Here is a 17,723-nt window from a genome sequence, read left to right as displayed (position 1 = left end):
AAAATTGTCGATTACCCGCATTATCAATAGCCGACATGTCTCACCTCTCACCAATCTTCCTAGAATGGAAATCTTCGCATGATAACAGCAAGGCTGCTTCGAGCATGAACTCAAAGCAGCCTTGTCTATGTGTTCTTTTTTACTTGTTCTTTTGCGCCAACACTTTCAGCAGTACCGTTACTGCCGATCAACAAGGCCGCTCCGTCTCGATTGCGCAAAATTCAACGGCTATCAAAATGGCTGATCAACGCCAATGCCTCTTCATGGTCAGGCTCAAGTTCTAATAAGTTTCGCATGTACCTCAAGGCATCTTCAACTAACTCTAGCTCGAAACAACAAATGGCTAGACAGTAAAACACGGTTGATACGACCTCGTCTTGCTCTTCCTGTACCGAAATTTCCAAATACCGTTTGGAGTGCTCGTACATGTCCATCTCAAACAGGATCAATCCGGCATCGAGCGCCAGATCGTAACGCTGCTCCATGACGTAGTAGGAGGACCACATCAGCTCTATGCCTCTCAACAAATCCTGCTTTTCTTCATCGCTTGCATCCTGTAACAGACTGGAGATCTGCTTCGTGCTCTGAATGAAAAATTCCGCATCATATCCGCCCAAACGCCAAAAGCTTAAGATTTGCTCCAGCCGCATGCTGTCCAGATTGCGATCTACCCACCCCTTCATACTAAAAAATTCATCCGGACCAAAGCGTTCGATGCAGCGACGATAAGCCAATCTCATATTGGGGTAGTCTATTGGTTTGTCCAAATGGAGGATACAGCCGACATTTATATTTTTATAATGGTGGGGGGGAAATAACGCCTCGGCTCCTCTTTGTTCGAAGAAATGTAGAAGCGCATGGTAGTTGGCCGTTAAAGAAAAACTTCCATGTAAGACCAACTCCGGCGGTTCCGCGAATTTCCAATTTTCCAGTAAGTGATCTCCTTTGTCTGCTGTTATGAGCAGGAACCCCTTCTGAGATAACGAATTCAAACGTTGTAAACAAGTTATTCCCGCGGCAGGAAATAAAATATGCGAGTCTTCCAGCTGTTCCTGGTAAATGGAAATGACATCACGGTAAGGATAGGTATCTTGTTCGTACTCAGGCGCCCGTCGATGCTCATAGTGTAAAGTGATTTGATCTAACCACTCCGATGGTTTAAGGGAATCCTGATGTTCGGGATATTCGACGTCAACATCCGCTTCATAAATTTGCCCCTCACTCACATAAATCAACTCTTGTGGAATGCCATCGAAAAAGTAATTGGCCACAATGATTACCGGTTGTTTTAAAGCTCCTTCGCTAATGGTTGTGCCTGATACAACGAGGTTCAGTACCGTATCATGGACAGCATCAAATTGCGCAAAATCCAGTAATCCCTCGGTAATAAAAGATTGTAGAGCCGGATGTTCCTTCCAAGCCATAACGTTGTTCATCGCCAAATCCGTCATGATATAGCGGAACGGGGGAAGCGATATCCCCGCGTAGTCTCTCAAGTGACACAACTCATGCAGCACATGGTAAGCAAAACGTCCCGCTCCAGCTCCAAGCTCCGCAATCAAAACAGGCTCGGAATCAGATTCCTTATTCGCCCGGTCTTGAAGAAACCCGAAAATCATTTCCGCATAGGCAGCGGCGATCATCGGATTGCTCGTTATATATTGAGGGACTTGGTCATTGTTCCAAGCCTTCGTGCCTGCTTCTTCATAATATTTTCGCTGGATATTCCATATAGGCGCTTCACTGAAGCGGTAACGCTGTTTATTCTTTGTCATTTAATCGATCCTGCTCTCTGAAAGTCATTTATTATCTCTACCTATAACTTACTTCAATAAGTCCCTTTTTTATACGCATTGCTCTTCTGTTAGAACGGCTGCCCTATGCAATACTAGTGATCAAAATCCTTTATTTTCCCCACATGTTCTCACGTCTTCTCCTTATGTTACTATTAACTGAACTTATAAAAAAGAGATTCTTACGAAGCCGCACTTCACCGGTGAAATGAGGAGGTTGTCATTTTGAGCGAAAAGCAATTCATTGCAAGATGGAACGACGATCAGATCGCTGAAGCGAACCGGGCATTGGCCGCTGTTACAGGCAAATCAAACCTGCATAAAAAAGAACGCCTCTTCCCTTCCTCCCCTTTCGGGCAGACAGCTGCCGGCTATGTTTATGTATTGCCGGTTTGAGGAATGCAGCTTTGAAGGGGCTGTTTTTCATAACGGCTCGTTAGCCGGAAGCCGTTTTACGGGAGAGACCGACTTGCTTCCAGTTTGGGGAAATACGATACTGGATGGCGTCAAAGTCAACGGCGAGAGACTGGCTTAGCCTTACTGATTTTCTGCACGATAATCCGAATACCCTATAGAACATTTGATGATAAGAAAGGAGGCCATTATAGAATGCTAAAGATCAGTGATTTTTCCAAGTTGAGCGGTGTTTCTGTCAAAGCATTAAGATTTTACAATAGTTTAAAACTGCTTGAGCCGGCTGCCATAGACCCTGCTAACGGCTATCGGTACTATACTCAAAAGCAGCTTCTAACCGTTAAGCGCATTACCGCCTTTAAAGAACACGGATTCACGCTGGATCAAATTAAACACTTCCTGGATGAGGACGCAATACCCGACGTAAAACTAAAGTTAGTTGATAAAAAGAAAGAACTTGAGCGTTCCATCCTGGAAGCACAGCAGCAGTTGAACGAAATCAATAACAGGATTACCCGTGTCGAAGAAGCGGATAACCGCCAACAGGAAACGCCGATAACCGTTCGTAACGTACAACCTCAACTTATGGCTTCTATTCGTGATATTGTTCCACGTACGCACCTATGCCTTCTGCTTGACGAGCTCACCCGGTACGTCAATTCCTATGGGGAGGACGAAGGACGAGATTTGACGATTTTATGGCACGACCCTGACAACTCAGATACGGAACAAGCCGATCTTGAGGTGGCATTACCGTTAACAAAGGCTATTCCAAGCAACGGAAGAGTGAACGTCCGCCTTATGCCCGGGTTAAAAGCGGCCGCTTCCCTTGTGCACCTCTGCAATCCTTACGACAACTCTTGCCTTGCCGCTGATCAGTTAGTTTCGTGGATCTCATCTCAAGGCTATGTCCGATCCTCTAAAGAACCGATCCGTGAAACCTATTTAACTTCGGACAAAGATATTTACGGAAAAATGCGATTGGCTGAATTGCTCATTCCCCTTGATCTTGGATAATTTTGTATCTCCGCACCTCCTTGGGGGTTCTTTTTTTCTGAAAATATAAGTTTATCTCGTCTTGACTCTCCCCTTTACGGGAAGGTGTACAGTAGCACTACACATCATAAAGGAGTGAGAACTATGAAACGATTGGAAGGAAAAATTGCATTAGTCACAGGTGGAAGCCGCGGTATCGGAAAAGCAATTTCGCTGCGACTGGCGCAAGAGGGTGCTCTGGTTATCGTTCATTATGGCAGCCGCCGTGCTGCGGGAGAGGAAGTTGTCCGGGCCATTGAAGCCCAAGGCGGAAGGGCTTTGGCCATAGGAGCAAATCTCGAAACCGTTGCCGGGGTAACGGATTTGGTTCAAACCATGGAGCAAACGCTCGTTAGCCTAACAGGTCAGAACCGGATCGATATCCTCGTTAATAACGCCGGCATAGGAACTTCCAAAACATTGGAGGAAACCACAGAGGAGGATTTCGACGCGATATTTGCCGTGAATGTAAAAGCGCCGTTTTTCCTCGTCCAGCAGTCCTTGCAGCTTCTGCGTGACGGAGGGCGAATTATCAATACCTCTTCAGGCGTTACGCGAATTGCATATCCTCATATTATGGCGTACAACTTGACGAAAGGTGCCATAAACACGTTTACCCTGCATCTTGCGAAGCTATTAGGGCCTCGTGGGATTACCGTTAATGCCGTGCTCCCTGGCATCGTCGATACGGACGTGAATGCCGAATGGCTGCATACACCGGAAGGCCAGCAACATGCGGCCGAAATGTCTGCCCTCGGCAGAGTCGGCGAGCCTTCGGATATTGCGGACATCGTGGCTTTCCTCTCTTCACCGGACGCCCGTTGGGTTACCGGACAGATGGTCGATGCCACCGGCGGGTCGCATTTATAAGTGCAATCAACAGCTCTTCCAAGCAAGATGGAGGAGCTGTTTTTATGTTTAGTCGTAGTAAAACTTGTCGTTGCTTATGATCATGATACGGTTCATTCTGTACGGCACAGATTTTCGCCCTGCCCAGTCGTGACCTGAGTGCTTTCATTGGCTTCCGGACCCTTACGTTACTTTCAAGTGCTTAGGTGAGTCCAAAGTGCGTACTTTTCAAATTCCTGCTTCCCGCACATAATAGTCCCTATAAGAAGGAGGAGAGCACTATGAAACCAGAAGAAACCTCATCACGTAAAACTGCTCTTGTCATTGGAGCTAACGGAGTAATCGGAGGGAACCTCATCCAGCATTTGATGACGCTCCCCGAGTGGGATATTATTGGAGTTTCTCGACGCGGCGGAGAGGACACTCCCCAGGTACGGTATGTGGCGGTTGATCTGCTAAATGAAGAGGATACCCGAGATAAGCTGGGCAATCTAACCGAAGTCACTCATATCTTCTACGCGGCTTATCAAGATCGCCCTACTTGGGCCGAACTGGTTCCACCCAACTTGGCCATGCTCGTGAACACGGTCAATGCGATCGAACCGATCGCTCCTAAACTGCAGCATATCAGTTTGATGCAAGGTTATAAGGTATACGGGGCGCATCTCGGTCCCTTCAAGACACCTGCGAAGGAAACGGATGCCCATCATATGCCGCCGGAGTTCAACGTTGACCAACAGCAATTCCTCGAACAACGACAGCCGGGCAGCAAGTGGACTTGGTCGGCCCTTCGTCCATCGGTCGTTTGCGGGTTTGCATTGGGCAATCCGATGAACCTGGCCATGGTTATCGCGATTTATGCTTCCATGTCTAAAGAGCTCGGTCTGCCGCTCCGTTTTCCAGGGAAGCCGGGCGCCTACCACAGCCTGCTGGAAATGACCGATGCAGGCTTGCTGGCTCGGGCGACTGTGTGGGCGGCAACAGATGAACGCTGCGCGAATCAGGCCTTTAACATCACGAACGGAGACCTGTTCCGCTGGAATGAGCTTTGGCCTAAGATTGCGGCATTTTTCGAGCTCGAGACAGCTCCCCCATTACCGATGTCTTTGGATGTGGTCATGGCTGACAAGGAGACGTTGTGGAACACCATGGTGGAGAAATATGATTTGGCGAAAAACAGCTTCCAAGACGTTTCCTCCTGGCGGTTCGGAGACTTTGTATTCTCCTGGGATTATGACTTTTTTGCCGACGGCACCAAAGCGCGTCGTTTCGGCTTCCATGACTTCATCGATACGGAACAGATGTTTATGGACATCTTTGAAGACTTCCGTAAGCGTAAGGTAATCCCGTAATATAGGGATAAACGCATAAAACCGGTTCCTCATGTCCAGGAACCGGTTTTTTTCTACCTTATCTACCTCACTCGTCAGATTGCGGCGGTTCGAATAAGACCCTGCCCCTATCCCCGTACACCTTTTCAATATGCATATCGCCCCATCTGCACATGAGATGAAGGATACCCTTCAGGCCCCAGCCATAGTCCGTCAACTCATACTCGACTCTCGGCGGCATTTGGTTATAAGAAATACGGGACACTATCCCGTCCTCCACCAGTTCCTTTAACTGCTGGGTCAGCACTTTTTGCGTTACCGCAGGCATCAGATGCATCAGCTCGCCATTGCGCTTTTTACCGAACGTGAGGTGAAACAAAATGACCGGCTTCCACTTGCCTCCGATCACTTCGAGAGTGGCTTCCACCGCAGTGTTGTAGGTTTTATCTGGTTCCTGCATAGCCTTGGATCGCCTCCCAGCGCATAACTTTGAAACCTTTCCTTACCTCGCTGCTTTCGCAGCGGTCTTCCTGAAGAGAAACCCGTGATAGCTATTCTCTTAACGAGGAATGAATCCCCCTAATTATACTAGATCCGATTAGAACTTCAATTTTCTGCTTTACCGCTATTATGGTACGGTTCATCGAGCTTTATGTAACGACACAAACGCTCATTTCAAGCATCCTTTTGCCGGCTGTCCTGCTAACCCATAAAAGAACAACTCCATCAATTGATCCATGCTCCGAGTTAAGCCTTCTTGATTCGATGCCGCCCAATACCGACTCAGTTCATTTTTGAACATCGTGAAGTAGCGCATGGTCATCTCTTCTGTTTGATCTTTATGAATATAACCCTCTTGCTTCCCAAGCGCGACAAACTTCCTGAAAAAGTACACGACCTTCTGCTCGCTGTAGCCTTCCATCATTTGCATCAATCCGCTCAGCTCAGAGGATGGGACTCTCGGAAACTCATCCGCTAAAATCGTTAAATTTTTGGCCTCCAATAACATAATTTCCTTAGTCTTCTCAGGAAAAGAAAGCCCGGAATCCAGAATGTTTTCATACTGCGCCAACTGCTTGTCCATCCAATTCATCAGCGTATCGGCATAGAGCTGTTCTTTTGTACCGAAGTAGTTATAAATGGTAGCAGGCGATACCTTCGCTTTATGCGCAATCTCATTCACACTGACCTTCTGAAAGCCGTGTTTGGAAAATAATTCAAACGATACACCGAATATTTGCTCCATTTTTTTCTGTTTCCGTCGTTCGTAGCCGTCCATCTTTTCCACCTCATATGTAGTGTAACTTAAGTTTTAGAGCAATTCAATAAAACAAGTATAAATCTATTGAATTATCGAATTTGGTTAGTTATAATGATTTTGTAGTAAATACATGTAAACAGTACAAAACTCTAAATAACTGTGCACATTAATTGATGATGGGAGTGTCATGAAATGAAACAAGTACGAATTCCTTCTTTGTTGCATGATGTTTTTGGAGAAAAACAGTCTGTGGGGTTTATTCTGGCGATACTGCTTTTTGGCGGAATACTGACTACTGCGCTATATTGGGTATTTCCCGAACTGACCGATCATCTGCCGATGTGGCGCAGCGCCCTGGCATTGTTGTTGATATTTGATATTTTTTCGGGGTGCCTAGCAAATTTTACGCCTTCAACCAGCAACTTTTATGCGGCGAGAAAAACGAATCGGATCGTATTCATCGCGATACACTTCCATATTGTGCTTATTGCTCTTCTTCTCCAGACCGATATTTGGTATTCGCTAGGGGTATGGGCTTATACGATTATCGGAGCATTTATCGTAAATGCCCTTATCGGGAAGCATTCGCAATTATTTGTAGCGGGCATGCTCTTGTCTGTAGGCCTGGGCTGCATGCCTATGCTGCCGGAAATAACGCCCTACATGCTGATCACCTGCATCTTGTTTATGCTTAAAGTATTGTTTAGCTTCGCCGTTGATCATTATGGTGAAGAAAAACACAATACCGGTAAAGAAGCATGAATGCTTCGCCTAGAATATGCAAGCTATCAAAGTCGGACAAACCCCTATTCGTTTCGCTGATGAGCAAGGCATTTTCGCGGGACCCCTTATTTTTGCGGTTATTTGGTGATTCGGAGCTCGACAGTAAAGCAAGAAGTAAGGTGACCGCTTTTATATCCTTTATGTTTGAAAAAAGTTTTTTGCTCAATGAGGAAGTATGGGGCTCTTTTGAAAATGATCGCTTGATCGGCGCATATATCGTGGAAAAGCCATACGTAAACACGCTTCAGAGTATGAAGGGCGGGGTGCTGGTAATCGGGAGGTTGCTTCCTTTGTTTTTTCTAATGTCAGGAAAAACGTTACGTCTCCTTAACTCCTACATGCGAGTCACAAGGGCTGCCGCTCCCTTATGGACGCATCACTATCTCATAATGATTGGCGTTAAACCAGAGGATCAGGGCAGGGGAATAGGTAAAGCTTTGCTGAACCATCTATTGAATACGGTACATGCGGATAAGAACTCGCTGGGAGTCGCGTTGGATACGGAAAATAGAGAAAATGTAACTATGTATCGAAGATTCCGGTTTGCCTTAAGCAGAGAAACGAAATTCGACAACTTGCCTGTTTACTGCATGTTCTATCAAAAAAACGACTTGCACTGCGGAGATTCCGAGATCATTGCCAGAGATGCGTAATTGGGTTTCAACAACATTTCGGAATATCCTTATATTCGTTAAAGTACTTCTAACTAGAAAAGGCACTTTTCCTAGTAAGGAAAGTGCCTAATGGTTGATGACCATCTATCCGCATCAAATATATAGATTTCTTATCTGGTTGATTTATTCCTCGACCGTCAAATACTGAACTGTACCTGTTTCGGCGGATTTGATTATTTGATCCAATAAATAATGAAGCCTGCACCCTGTTTGGAAATCAGGAGTGGTGTACGTGTTTTTTCGTAAGTCGTTAGCAAACTGGGTATAAAGCTGAGCGATATTATATGATATAGGATTAACTTCCTGCGGGTTGATGTGATAATAATGTGACGGAACACTTAAAGGTTGAAAAGCTTGATTTTCTCCAAGAACAGCCTGCAAGTTGAACGCATCCCATTGAAACATTAACCCGTCTTTTGATTTCATAGAGATCTCACCTTTGGTACCAATTATTTCTATAGATAATCCTGCTATCTTTGAATTACGAATTTGCCCGGACAGGAGTGCGCCGCTTTTTAGCATCCCATTAATTGCAACATAATCAGGTGCATTAGCTTGAATAACTTCACCTGTTTCCATAACACTTATTTCTTTGTATTGTGTCTCTAATGAGGCTGATATCTTAGTAAAGGGGCTGCCCATCAAGTAAGTGATTCCATCTAAAAGATGTCCAGTGGTAATAGTCAACTGGTCAGCTCCATTCTTTTTATCGAGAAGATAAGCATGGGCTTGATCAATCGTGCTCCCTTTAGTAGGGAATCCTGGCATGGAGTAGCTTACATTTATTGATAAAACCTTCCCTAGGTAATCCTCACTAAGAAGGTCCTTCACATAATTAATAGCTGGATTGGCACGAGCCTGCAGACCTGTGATATGACGAACGCCTTTTGCTGTAGCCAATCGGAAAATATCGGATGCTTCTGCTGTATTCAGTGCCAGCGGCCACTCGCAATATACATGTTTCCCGGCATTTAAAGCTGCACGTACCAACTCATTATGGTCTGGTACTTTGACGGTAATAACCACCAAATCGACATCAGGATTTGCAACCAAGTCATACGGGTTTGTATAAAAGTGGTTTATTCCAAAACTTTGAGCAATCTCTTCGGCGCTTTGTTGTCGTGTGGTACATACTGCAATAATTTCGAATTCTGACAGTGCTTGAAGAGCAGGGATATGTGCCATCTTCCCCCAACCGCTTGCACCTATAATACCGACTCCTATTTTATCTGATCTCATATGAAAATCCCTCCGGTTTTTGTTGTATACTGTAATAACGTTATTATGGATGATAGATTAAAAATATAGAAGTACACACTTTTTTGTTATATTGATACCAAAAAGTATGATACGCACTAAAAAGTACGTATAACTATAGACGGATATTAATCAAGAGAGGAAAAATGCTATGAAAGATATTGCAAATCGGACTTATAACATTCCTGTCGAAGCCACGCTGGATGTAATCGGAGGAAAATGGAAAACACTGATTATCTGTCACCTGACCTATGGACCTAAAAGAACGAACGAACTTAGCAAGAATATGCCCGCCATTACTCATAAAATGTTAACTCAACAGCTTAGAGAATTAGAAGAGAATGGGATAGTAATTAGGACCGTGTACAATCAAGTACCTCCGAAGGTGGTTTATGAACTTAGTGAGTTGGGGTGGTCACTTAAACCGCTACTAAACTTTATGTGCGATTGGGGAGAGAAGTATATACAAGAACTTTCAAGGAAAGAACTACCTCCCCAAACAACCACAACATCACGCGGTGACGAATTGTGAATTTGACACTTGGCGAACTCCATTTGGAGTGAAGGACACCGGCATTCAAGGCCTCAACGGAAAAAAAGCAAAAAGGCCGCCCCCTTGGGGACAGCCTCACCTCTTCGCTATCGCAAAAACATACTTTCCGGCGACGGCACGACCGTCTGTATGACATGGCCTGCGCTGCTGCTTTGAGCCATCGGAGCGGTTGGAGCCGCGCCGTTAATTCGCCCTCACTTGTGGTACGGTTCAGCTTAACGGGTCCATCGGCGAAAAATCCGCCGCGGTGAATATCCGCCAACCTTATATACCCCATCCAAGGACTTCGTCTAATGAGCACGAGGTCTGCTTTTCTAAGACGCCCTCTCTTTCTCGTCGTTGACTGAAAAGATATGAAGTGGTCGATTCGGCGGAATATCGACCTCAAGGGGAATGTTCAACTTCCATGCGGCTATATGCAAATTTTGCAGCAGCGTGAACCATTCTGCGTCCGAGCATGCATAATTTTTCGTTTTGATGGTAAAGTTCCTGCCATCTTGCTGCTGGAATGTGATCTTTCTGCCTCCGATATTTTCCAGACTTGCATTGCAATCCACGATGATTTTCCTGATTTGATCTGCGGGCAGTTGATTTTTTTCGGAAAAAATAATTCGGTTATGCTCAGAATCTACGATGATCCGCTGGGTCTTTATTGTGCTGTAAGTAAGTGTTAATCGAGTCGCGAGGGATATGGAAGAATCTGTACTTGCTTGCAACTGCGCCGTTGCTTCAAGTGCCTCCAATTTCCGATTATTCAGCTGTTCATTTCTTTGCAACAACCGATCCTCCACTTTATAATGGCCTTCGATAGATCTAATAGGCAGTTTGATGACCTGCTCGGGCGTATAAAGAATGTATTCTTGCAGCCAGAAAAAACTAAAGCGTGCGATTCTGAATTTTTGCTCGACCCCGATCAGTTCCTCGAACGCCACATCGTAGCGGCGGCCCCATTTCGAGAATTGAATCCGATCATGCGACAATACGATGGAATACGGTGGCCGCAAGTAGCCGGATAGCGCTGTTCCGCTTATGAACAAAAAAATGCCCAGACACACAGCTGAAGCATTGATCGCCAGCATTTTCAGATCTTCCGACAGAAAGGACAACCATCCCATGAGGGGAAATTTGACCGAAAGGATCAGAACCGAAAATATTCCAATTAAAAGAAGGGACACAAAAAGCGATACCGCTGCAGCAAATCCAAGAGATTTAAACAATGATTCCCGCCTCAGTATTTCAGCTGGCGGTTTGTTCTCTTGCTCCCATTGCTTCTGTTTACGCTGATGTTTCGTGTTTATTGGTTTATTCATAGTTAAACTATAACACTTCCTCTAGTACATATTATCTTATGGCTTTTGCGAGAGAAACAATGAGGCGCCCGAGGTCTTTTTTTATGACAAGAAATGCAGACTATACCGCCTCGATGAGAGCTTGACGCTTCATGATGCAGGGGGTATTTATAACCATGCAAAGCTCCATTTCAACACCATATCGTATCATCCTTTTATGGAGCGAGCTGCCTTTATGATGGAGGGAAATGCACTTGGCGTAGGAGACTTTGCGGTCAACATTCATAGCCAAAACCGGCTCACTACACGAAACACAGCATGTGCTTATTCTTGAGGAAACAGCAGTGCTTGAGGCAATAAGCCTTCGTTTGCATCCACTTTCCTAACATGCCTATGTCATTGGCGGTCTTGTTATTGCCTCCCAAGCTCTACGCAAATGTGACATGGTTCAGCTTAACGGTTTGTTGATAATCACCTATTTAACTGAGATACTATTGTTTATAGCGGCGGTCTCCTACTACTGCTGCATTGGTAATACCATACTTGTTTATAATACTTTGAACTAAGTCTGATTTGTTCAACGATTCAATTTGTTGGATACTGAAGGTTTCAGTAACCCAATTATCCAAATGATAACAACTTACAATTGCTTTTAAATAACTCAAAACTTCCACTACATTAGGATATAAAGCACCTTTCCCACTTCTTATATTTTCGATTAATCTTTCCAAAAAATACGCATCCGTTTGTTCTCTTATTTCATTAGTATGATTGGGTAACAAAGTTTCCCATACTTTTGGTAAAGGTACACCCATAATTTCACGATATTTCTCAACAGGCGTTTCTTTATCCCATTTATTTAGTGACCTTAGATGATTAAACGCATCTTCAAGTGATATTTCTAAAATCTTATCTGTTTGAAACAGTGTTCCATCCATATCAAAGATCAGTGATTGTACCATGGTTTCTCCCTTTGCCCACATCCATTTTATACATTTTGGACGAATTTTCGTCTTGAAAAATTCTGTGCACGCATCAGTCATTTGTTTAACTGTAATAACCATTGTACTTGCTAAAACTACTTCTGCGCCATGAACATTCTCGTAAAAGGTAATCGTTTCGTCCCTAATATTGTCATCACCGCAAGAAGCAAAAGTTCCCGTTTGTTCAGAATCCAAAAAATACAACACACAATAATCATCCCGAATAAAAGCACATAATTGAGGGATACCACTTTCGTTAAAGGTAAAAATAATCTGATTGGCATTAAATGCTGGACGATTTCGAATAAACTCAACTACCTGCGATTCTGTATCTATTACAATTTCTCCGTTAAAATCACTAGCATACATTTGAAAGACCTACTTTCAGTAACAAAAAAATGGATTCTCTCACCTATACAGTTCTTGAGGCACTTAAGTTAAAAAGTGCCTGCGAGCTCTCCTTGTTTTTCCTCATGTCAAATTTTTCGCCGTCACTTATGATAAGGCTCCCCGTATCACAAGTGACGGCGAATTTGTTCAAAGTTATTTACTGTTGACAAGATTTTTGCCACTTTTTATGATAGCATAGAAACGAATTGGTCATTATCCAGCTAAATGGAGGCGGTTTCACAATGATTCAAGAGCACTTGAAAGAAGGATACTTTGGTGAGTTCGGAGGCAGCTTTGTACCGCCAGAATTGCAGGAAGTGCTGGATTATTTGAGCACTCAATTCAACAAGTACAAGGATGATCCCGAATTTAATGAAGAGTACCGATACTATTTAAGAGAATATGTGGGTCGTGAAAATCCGCTAACCTACGTCAAGCAATTAACGGATGCGTGGGGCGGAGCTAAAATTTACTTAAAACGCGAAGATCTTAATCATACCGGTGCACACAAAATCAATAACGTGATCGGACAAATTCTGCTTGCCAAACGGATGGGCGCCAAACGAGTGATTGCCGAAACCGGAGCAGGACAGCACGGTGTTGCAACTGCGACGGCATGCGCCATGTTTAACATGGACTGCGTGATCTACATGGGAGCGGAAGATACGCGCCGTCAAGCTTTAAACGTATTCCGGATGGAGCTGCTCGGGGCTACTGTCGTACCCGTTAATAAAGGACAAGGCCGATTAAAAGACGCGGTAGACGAGGCACTGAGCGATTTGGTCCAAAACTATCAAAACACGTTCTATTTACTCGGTTCAGCTGTGGGTCCGCATCCTTTCCCGACGATGGTCAAACACTTTCAATCCATCGTCAGCGAGGAATCGAAACGACAAATCCTAGAGAAAGAGGGGCGTCTTCCCGATGCGGTACTTGCCTGCGTCGGCGGAGGAAGCAATGCGATCGGCGCTTTCGCGCACTATTTGGACGAGCCTTCAGTGCGGTTAATCGGCGTAGAACCGGATCAAGCGGCAACGTTAACTCAAGGTGTTCCAAGCCTGATCCACGGCTTCAAATGTTTAGTGCTGCTTGACGAGCAAGGGAATCCCAAGCCGACCTATTCGATTGCCGCAGGCCTTGATTACCCTGGAATTGGACCGGAGCACAGCCATCTGAAGGTAACTGGGCGTGCTGAATACGTGACAATTAGCAATGAGGAAGTATTAGCGGCATTCCAAGAGTTGTCCCGTACCGAAGGTATTATCCCAGCGCTCGAAAGCGCGCATGCGGTAGCCTACGCTAAGCATCTCGCGCCAACGATGAGCAAGGATCAAATTATTATCATTAATTTGTCCGGGCGCGGAGATAAGGACGTCGAACAAGTATTTCATATGCTGAAAAAATAATTGCCGATATGCCAAAGAAAGCAGCTACTGCAGTGAACTATGCAGGCTGCTTTCTTTTTTAAAATCTCATTTACTTATTAACGGGACTATCGGCATAAATGATGAGCAATATAACATTCTTACTCATCTTGAACAATTTAAAAAAGGTTAGGCACTCTGAACCGTATCATAAGTGAGACGAAATTTTTTGAAGAAATGAAATGTGAGATCTGAGCAACCTATATCAAAAACAATGGGCGCTTGTCCAGCAATCGGAGGGATTAAACGCCGACGAAGCCGCCCTTGTTGGAGTCAATGCGGTTTCTCCCCGCGCTATCAAATGTGATCATAGCTGAATGCCGAGTTGCCCCCTTACGAGCGGCGATCAGGCTTAAAAGCGTTATTCTTGCATGCCCATACCGTTAACAAACCGAAAAGGCTTAGGAATGCAAGCGTCCAGGGAAAGGATCCCGCCCCCATTTGTTCCAGCAAAAGTCCGCCAACGATGCCACCACCGGCAACTGCAAGATTAAATATGGTTACCAGCATAGACTGCGCTACATCGGCTCCTTCACCAGCCGCATCCGCTATGGCTGTCTGCAGTAATGTCGGTGCGCCGCCGAAAGTCAGACCCCAGAGGAAAACGCCTAAATAAGTTACCCCGTTTAACTCGGAGGCAAGCCCCAGTACCATGGCAACCACGGCAAACGTAGCAAGGCTAATCAGCGTCAGGAATCGGAGCCGGGTATCAATGTACTGGCCGGTAATCCAAATCCCGATTACAGATGAGAAGCCAAAGATCAACAGGACGAGGCCCAGATGGTTGGCAAGCCCGACGAAAGCCATAAAGGGCGCGATGTAGGTATAGAGGATGTTGTGCGCCAATATCCAAACAAAAAGTACAAACAGCACCGGTCGGACCCCGGGTGTCATAAAAATTTTGCGTATAGGCTGTCTTTGGTGTTGCGCTTGGCCGGGATAATCAGGCACTGCCGCAACTACCCACACGATCAGGGCTAGCGTGAGTGCTGAGATGATCCCAAATATGCCTCGCCAATCGAATAACGTGCCAAGCCAGGCGCCTAATGGTACGCCCAGAGATAACGCGATAGGCTGGCCAACCCCCGCAATCGCCAATGCGCGCCCCTTCAGATGATGCGGCACCATTCGCCGCGCGTAGCCTGCAAGCAGCCCCCAGATCAAAGCCGCAGCCATGCCGGCAACGAATCGCGCTATCAGCGTCAGAACATAGTCGGCGGATAAGGCGGTTGCTGTATTGAATAGAAACAGTCCGCCGATTGCCAGCAGCAATACCTGTTTTCTGCGCCACTTGCGTGTCGCGGCAATAAGCGGAATCGCCGCCACCACCGAGCCTAAGGCATAGAGCGACACAAGTTGACCCGACATCGCCTCCGAGACGCCGAGGTCTCGGCTGATTTGCGGCAGCAAGCCTGCCGGCATCGTTTCTGACAGAATGGCAATAAAGCCAGCCATGGTAAACGCCAGCAGCCGCCAAATGGGAAGCCGATCTGCCTTGAGCACATCCTGAAGGCCAGGTGTGGCCGATTTATCGTCTTCCACTCTACTCATTGCTCTGCTCCGAGACTAACCCGGAGGCGGCCATATCTTTGTCGCCATGACCGGCTTCGAGAGCCCGCCGAAATCTCTGCAGCCCGGCGGCAGCAACATCCGCCCGGATACCCGCCTGTTCGGCGGCTTCAACAACCAGATTCGCGTCCTTAACCGCATTATCGATTGAAAAACTGGGGGTATAGTCATTCGTGAGAATGGACGCTGCCTTAAGCTGAAAGTATCCGCTATCCATCGGACCGCCTTTTACGACATCCACGACAAGTGCCGGATCGACGCCAAGGCTCTCCGCAATTCCAAGACTTTCAGCGATGCCATGCGTCAGTGCGAAAGCCCAACTGTTCAATGCCAACTTGAGACGGCTGCTTGCTCCGACCTTCTCGGAAACCCATATGGTTCGTTTGCCGATTGCGTCAAAAACCGATTGGATGTTGTCACGCTCCTCGGTTGGTCCAGAGGCGAGAATAACAAGCTGTCCCTGTTCCGCCGGTTGACGGGTGCCTTGAACTGGGGCGTCAAAAAACTTCAGTTCCCGCTGCTTGGCGAATGCTTCCAATTCATCGATCGCTATAATGCCGACCGCACTCATCTGAATCCAGATTGCACCCTTAGACAAACTGGGTGCGGCGGATTCCATCGCGTCCAATACGGCCGGTCCGTCTTTGAGCAGCGTAATAATAATATCCGCCCCATCAACGGCTTCACGCGGCGAACTAAATACTTCCACACCAGATGAAGCGAGCACCTCCGCCTTAATGCGTGTCCGATTCCAGACACGCACAGCAAACGAATGCTTTTGCAAGTTTCGTGCCACTGGAGCACCGATAAGGCCGGTGCCAAGTACGGCGATCGTTCTGAGCTTGGAATACGTGTAGGTATTTGACATTTCAAAGCCTCCTGTAGGTAACTGGAATCCGCAAATCGATCGGTCATGCATCACACCCACCTGATTTGAACCGATCGTTACAAAATTCAGTGAAAAAAATTCCTGCATTGGATGCAGGTTTATGAGTTGAGCTGAAATTATGAGGTATTCCAGCCCAGTCCGTATTTAAAGGGCATGGATTGTTACATCTACGACATCAAGCAAGAGCTGTCGCCGATTTTGGCCAAGATAGCCTTTGCTTAATACCCGCAGCCCTTGAATCGTATTTAGCACAAAGCGAGACAGTGCGCGGGCGTTCTTGTCCGAGGCAATCTCGCCGCTTTCCTGGGCACGAGAAAACATCCCGTATAACGCCATTTCCAAGTTATTAAAATTTTGCGCCACAATGACAGCTACTTTCTCATCATGGCTTGCAAGCTCTAGCGCTGCATTGGCGGTCATGCAGCCAAGCCCCTTGTCATCGCCCAGCTCTTCTTCAACGACATCCATTAGCAAGCGCCGGACCCGCTCTTTAACGGAACCGGGTTCGAAGAGCAGCGCAATCTTCGATGCCTTGAACTCCTGATACCGCCGAAGCGAGTGCTCGTAAAGTTCATGTTTGCTTCCAAAGGCATTATAAATACTACTCCGGCCCAAGCAAGTCCCTTCGACTAGATCTTGAATCGAAGTTCCGGAATAACCGCGCTCCCAAAAAACATGCATCGCTGCATCCACTATATCGTCAGGATCAAACTCTTTTGGGCGCAAAACAATCACCTCCTGTCTCCTTTTTTGTAACGATCGTTCCATAATAGTATAAATACCTTTTGCCTCCAATGTCAAGAACGACCTCATGCAGAAAAGAACCGGAGGAAACCAAATCGGTTCGGTTGTATACGTCCAGATGCTCTTGTAAAAGGATGTACCGTTCAGCAGCCTCCAGCTTCTGAGCTTGAATTGGCAGCCCGATTCAAGCCGGTCCAGTCCGATAAGTTCTCCGGCTTTCTTGAGCGTTTCGCTTCTTTGACAATTCTCGGATATTTCTAGTCGCTAGACCTTACCAGGCGTGAGACTCAGCATTGATTAATTATTCCTTTTGCTGAGTTAAGCTTCCAAGGAAATCCTGATCCCGTCGAAGACGTGCAGTATTCTTAAAATGTCTACAAGAATTAAAGTTCCGTTTCTATAGCTTGGACTTGAGGAATTTCGCAACTCTTGTTTTATCAGTAGTTCAGCATTCGAATTCTTTCAATACCGTTGAGCGGAACTGT

Annotated in this window: 16 protein-coding genes and 1 pseudogene; 8 read left to right on the top strand and 9 right to left on the bottom strand. The window is 46.0% G+C overall.

What is annotated here, in order from left to right; genetic code table 11:
• Positions 1-221: 221 nt before the first annotated feature.
• Positions 222-1,775, bottom strand: a complete 1,554-nt coding sequence (locus AC2TF6_RS00850) for a tetratricopeptide repeat protein (RefSeq protein ID WP_491309566.1) — start codon at positions 1,773-1,775, stop codon at positions 222-224.
• Between the two features lie 243 nt (positions 1,776-2,018).
• Here AC2TF6_RS00850 and AC2TF6_RS00845 point away from each other — a divergent pair, with 243 nt between their 5' ends.
• The 4 genes from AC2TF6_RS00845 (at position 2,019) to AC2TF6_RS00830 (ending at position 5,443) form a co-directional block, all read left to right on the top strand.
• Positions 2,019-2,189 carry a hypothetical protein gene (locus tag AC2TF6_RS00845; protein WP_491309565.1) on the top strand — a complete coding sequence of 57 codons (171 nt, stop codon included), beginning with the start codon at positions 2,019-2,021 and terminating at the stop codon, positions 2,187-2,189.
• 213 nt (positions 2,190-2,402) lie between these two features.
• Positions 2,403-3,224, top strand: a complete 822-nt coding sequence (locus tag AC2TF6_RS00840) for a MerR family transcriptional regulator (RefSeq protein WP_491309564.1) — start codon at positions 2,403-2,405, stop codon at positions 3,222-3,224.
• 123 nt (positions 3,225-3,347) lie between these two features.
• A complete protein-coding gene (locus AC2TF6_RS00835) occupies positions 3,348-4,112 on the top strand; it encodes an SDR family oxidoreductase (protein WP_491309563.1) in 765 nt (254 codons plus the stop codon).
• A 260-nt stretch (positions 4,113-4,372) separates the two neighbouring features.
• Positions 4,373-5,443 carry an SDR family oxidoreductase gene (locus AC2TF6_RS00830; RefSeq protein ID WP_491309562.1) on the top strand — a complete coding sequence of 357 codons (1,071 nt, stop codon included), beginning with the start codon at positions 4,373-4,375 and terminating at the stop codon, positions 5,441-5,443.
• A gap of 67 nt (positions 5,444-5,510) precedes the next feature.
• On the opposite strand, the gene AC2TF6_RS00825 is transcribed toward AC2TF6_RS00830, so the two are convergent.
• Together AC2TF6_RS00825 and AC2TF6_RS00820 are read right to left on the bottom strand one after the other, a co-directional pair.
• Positions 5,511-5,882 carry a winged helix-turn-helix transcriptional regulator gene (locus tag AC2TF6_RS00825; RefSeq protein ID WP_454234471.1) on the bottom strand — a complete coding sequence of 124 codons (372 nt, stop codon included), beginning with the start codon at positions 5,880-5,882 and terminating at the stop codon, positions 5,511-5,513.
• 210 nt (positions 5,883-6,092) lie between these two features.
• The gene (locus AC2TF6_RS00820; protein WP_491309561.1) at positions 6,093-6,701 is read right to left on the bottom strand and encodes a TetR/AcrR family transcriptional regulator; all 609 of its coding nucleotides are present in this window, start codon (positions 6,699-6,701) and stop codon (positions 6,093-6,095) included.
• 174 nt (positions 6,702-6,875) lie between these two features.
• Between AC2TF6_RS00820 and AC2TF6_RS00815 the strand changes: the two genes are divergently transcribed.
• Together AC2TF6_RS00815 and AC2TF6_RS00810 are read left to right on the top strand one after the other, a co-directional pair.
• Positions 6,876-7,445, top strand: a complete 570-nt coding sequence (locus AC2TF6_RS00815) for a hypothetical protein (RefSeq protein ID WP_491309560.1) — start codon at positions 6,876-6,878, stop codon at positions 7,443-7,445.
• Between the two features lie 140 nt (positions 7,446-7,585).
• Entirely contained in the window at positions 7,586-8,119 is a 534-nt protein-coding gene (locus AC2TF6_RS00810; protein ID WP_491309559.1) for a GNAT family N-acetyltransferase, read from the top strand.
• Between the two features lie 144 nt (positions 8,120-8,263).
• Here AC2TF6_RS00810 and AC2TF6_RS00805 read toward each other — a convergent pair whose 3' ends face one another.
• Positions 8,264-9,379 (bottom strand): Gfo/Idh/MocA family protein, encoded by a 1,116-nt coding sequence (locus tag AC2TF6_RS00805; protein ID WP_491309558.1) that lies wholly within the window; start codon positions 9,377-9,379, stop codon positions 8,264-8,266.
• A gap of 169 nt (positions 9,380-9,548) precedes the next feature.
• Between AC2TF6_RS00805 and AC2TF6_RS00800 the strand changes: the two genes are divergently transcribed.
• Positions 9,549-9,929: a winged helix-turn-helix transcriptional regulator gene (locus AC2TF6_RS00800; RefSeq protein ID WP_491309557.1), complete on the top strand. Its 381-nt coding sequence runs from the start codon at positions 9,549-9,551 to the stop codon at positions 9,927-9,929.
• A gap of 335 nt (positions 9,930-10,264) precedes the next feature.
• On the opposite strand, the gene AC2TF6_RS00795 is transcribed toward AC2TF6_RS00800, so the two are convergent.
• Positions 10,265-11,260, bottom strand: a complete 996-nt coding sequence (locus tag AC2TF6_RS00795) for a hypothetical protein (protein ID WP_491309556.1) — start codon at positions 11,258-11,260, stop codon at positions 10,265-10,267.
• Between the two features lie 485 nt (positions 11,261-11,745).
• A pseudogene (locus AC2TF6_RS00790) lies at positions 11,746-12,288 on the bottom strand (HAD hydrolase-like protein); the annotation flags it as partial.
• Between the two features lie 566 nt (positions 12,289-12,854).
• Here AC2TF6_RS00790 and trpB point away from each other — a divergent pair.
• Positions 12,855-14,018 (top strand): tryptophan synthase subunit beta, encoded by a 1,164-nt coding sequence (gene trpB, locus AC2TF6_RS00785; protein ID WP_491309555.1) that lies wholly within the window; start codon positions 12,855-12,857, stop codon positions 14,016-14,018.
• Positions 14,019-14,369: 351 nt separating this feature from the next.
• On the opposite strand, the gene AC2TF6_RS00780 is transcribed toward trpB, so the two are convergent.
• From AC2TF6_RS00780 to AC2TF6_RS00770, 3 genes are all read right to left on the bottom strand, one after another.
• Positions 14,370-15,587 (bottom strand): MFS transporter, encoded by a 1,218-nt coding sequence (locus AC2TF6_RS00780; protein WP_491309554.1) that lies wholly within the window; start codon positions 15,585-15,587, stop codon positions 14,370-14,372.
• Positions 15,580-16,473 (bottom strand): NAD(P)-dependent oxidoreductase, encoded by an 894-nt coding sequence (locus AC2TF6_RS00775; protein ID WP_491309553.1) that lies wholly within the window; start codon positions 16,471-16,473, stop codon positions 15,580-15,582. The genes AC2TF6_RS00780 and AC2TF6_RS00775 overlap by 8 nt, the downstream gene beginning before the upstream one ends.
• A gap of 165 nt (positions 16,474-16,638) precedes the next feature.
• Positions 16,639-17,295, bottom strand: coding sequence for a TetR/AcrR family transcriptional regulator (locus AC2TF6_RS00770; protein ID WP_491309552.1), 657 nt, complete (start codon positions 17,293-17,295; stop codon positions 16,639-16,641).
• Between the last annotated feature and the right edge of the window lie 428 nt (positions 17,296-17,723).

Source organism: Paenibacillus sp. JNUCC 35 (genome assembly GCF_058269095.1).
Note: the sequence above shows the minus strand (reverse complement) of the source record. Positions and strands in the feature narration are given on the sequence as shown.

Bases quoted from the DNA above. Each gene is read 5' to 3' on its own strand.
- AC2TF6_RS00850 (WP_491309566.1), bottom strand. From the start codon at position 1,775: ATGACAAAGAATAAACAGCGTTACCGCTTCAGTGAAGCGCCTATATGG.
- AC2TF6_RS00840 (WP_491309564.1), top strand. From the start codon at position 2,403: ATGCTAAAGATCAGTGATTTTTCCAAGTTGAGCGGTGTTTCTGTCAAA.
- AC2TF6_RS00835 (WP_491309563.1), top strand. From the start codon at position 3,348: ATGAAACGATTGGAAGGAAAAATTGCATTAGTCACAGGTGGAAGCCGC.
- AC2TF6_RS00830 (WP_491309562.1), top strand. From the start codon at position 4,373: ATGAAACCAGAAGAAACCTCATCACGTAAAACTGCTCTTGTCATTGGA.
- AC2TF6_RS00825 (WP_454234471.1), bottom strand. From the start codon at position 5,882: ATGCAGGAACCAGATAAAACCTACAACACTGCGGTGGAAGCCACTCTC.
- AC2TF6_RS00820 (WP_491309561.1), bottom strand. From the start codon at position 6,701: ATGGACGGCTACGAACGACGGAAACAGAAAAAAATGGAGCAAATATTC.
- AC2TF6_RS00815 (WP_491309560.1), top strand. From the start codon at position 6,876: ATGAAACAAGTACGAATTCCTTCTTTGTTGCATGATGTTTTTGGAGAA.
- AC2TF6_RS00805 (WP_491309558.1), bottom strand. From the start codon at position 9,379: ATGAGATCAGATAAAATAGGAGTCGGTATTATAGGTGCAAGCGGTTGG.
- AC2TF6_RS00800 (WP_491309557.1), top strand. From the start codon at position 9,549: ATGAAAGATATTGCAAATCGGACTTATAACATTCCTGTCGAAGCCACG.
- AC2TF6_RS00795 (WP_491309556.1), bottom strand. From the start codon at position 11,260: ATGAATAAACCAATAAACACGAAACATCAGCGTAAACAGAAGCAATGG.
- trpB (WP_491309555.1), top strand. From the start codon at position 12,855: ATGATTCAAGAGCACTTGAAAGAAGGATACTTTGGTGAGTTCGGAGGC.
- AC2TF6_RS00780 (WP_491309554.1), bottom strand. From the start codon at position 15,587: ATGAGTAGAGTGGAAGACGATAAATCGGCCACACCTGGCCTTCAGGAT.
- AC2TF6_RS00775 (WP_491309553.1), bottom strand. From the start codon at position 16,473: ATGTCAAATACCTACACGTATTCCAAGCTCAGAACGATCGCCGTACTT.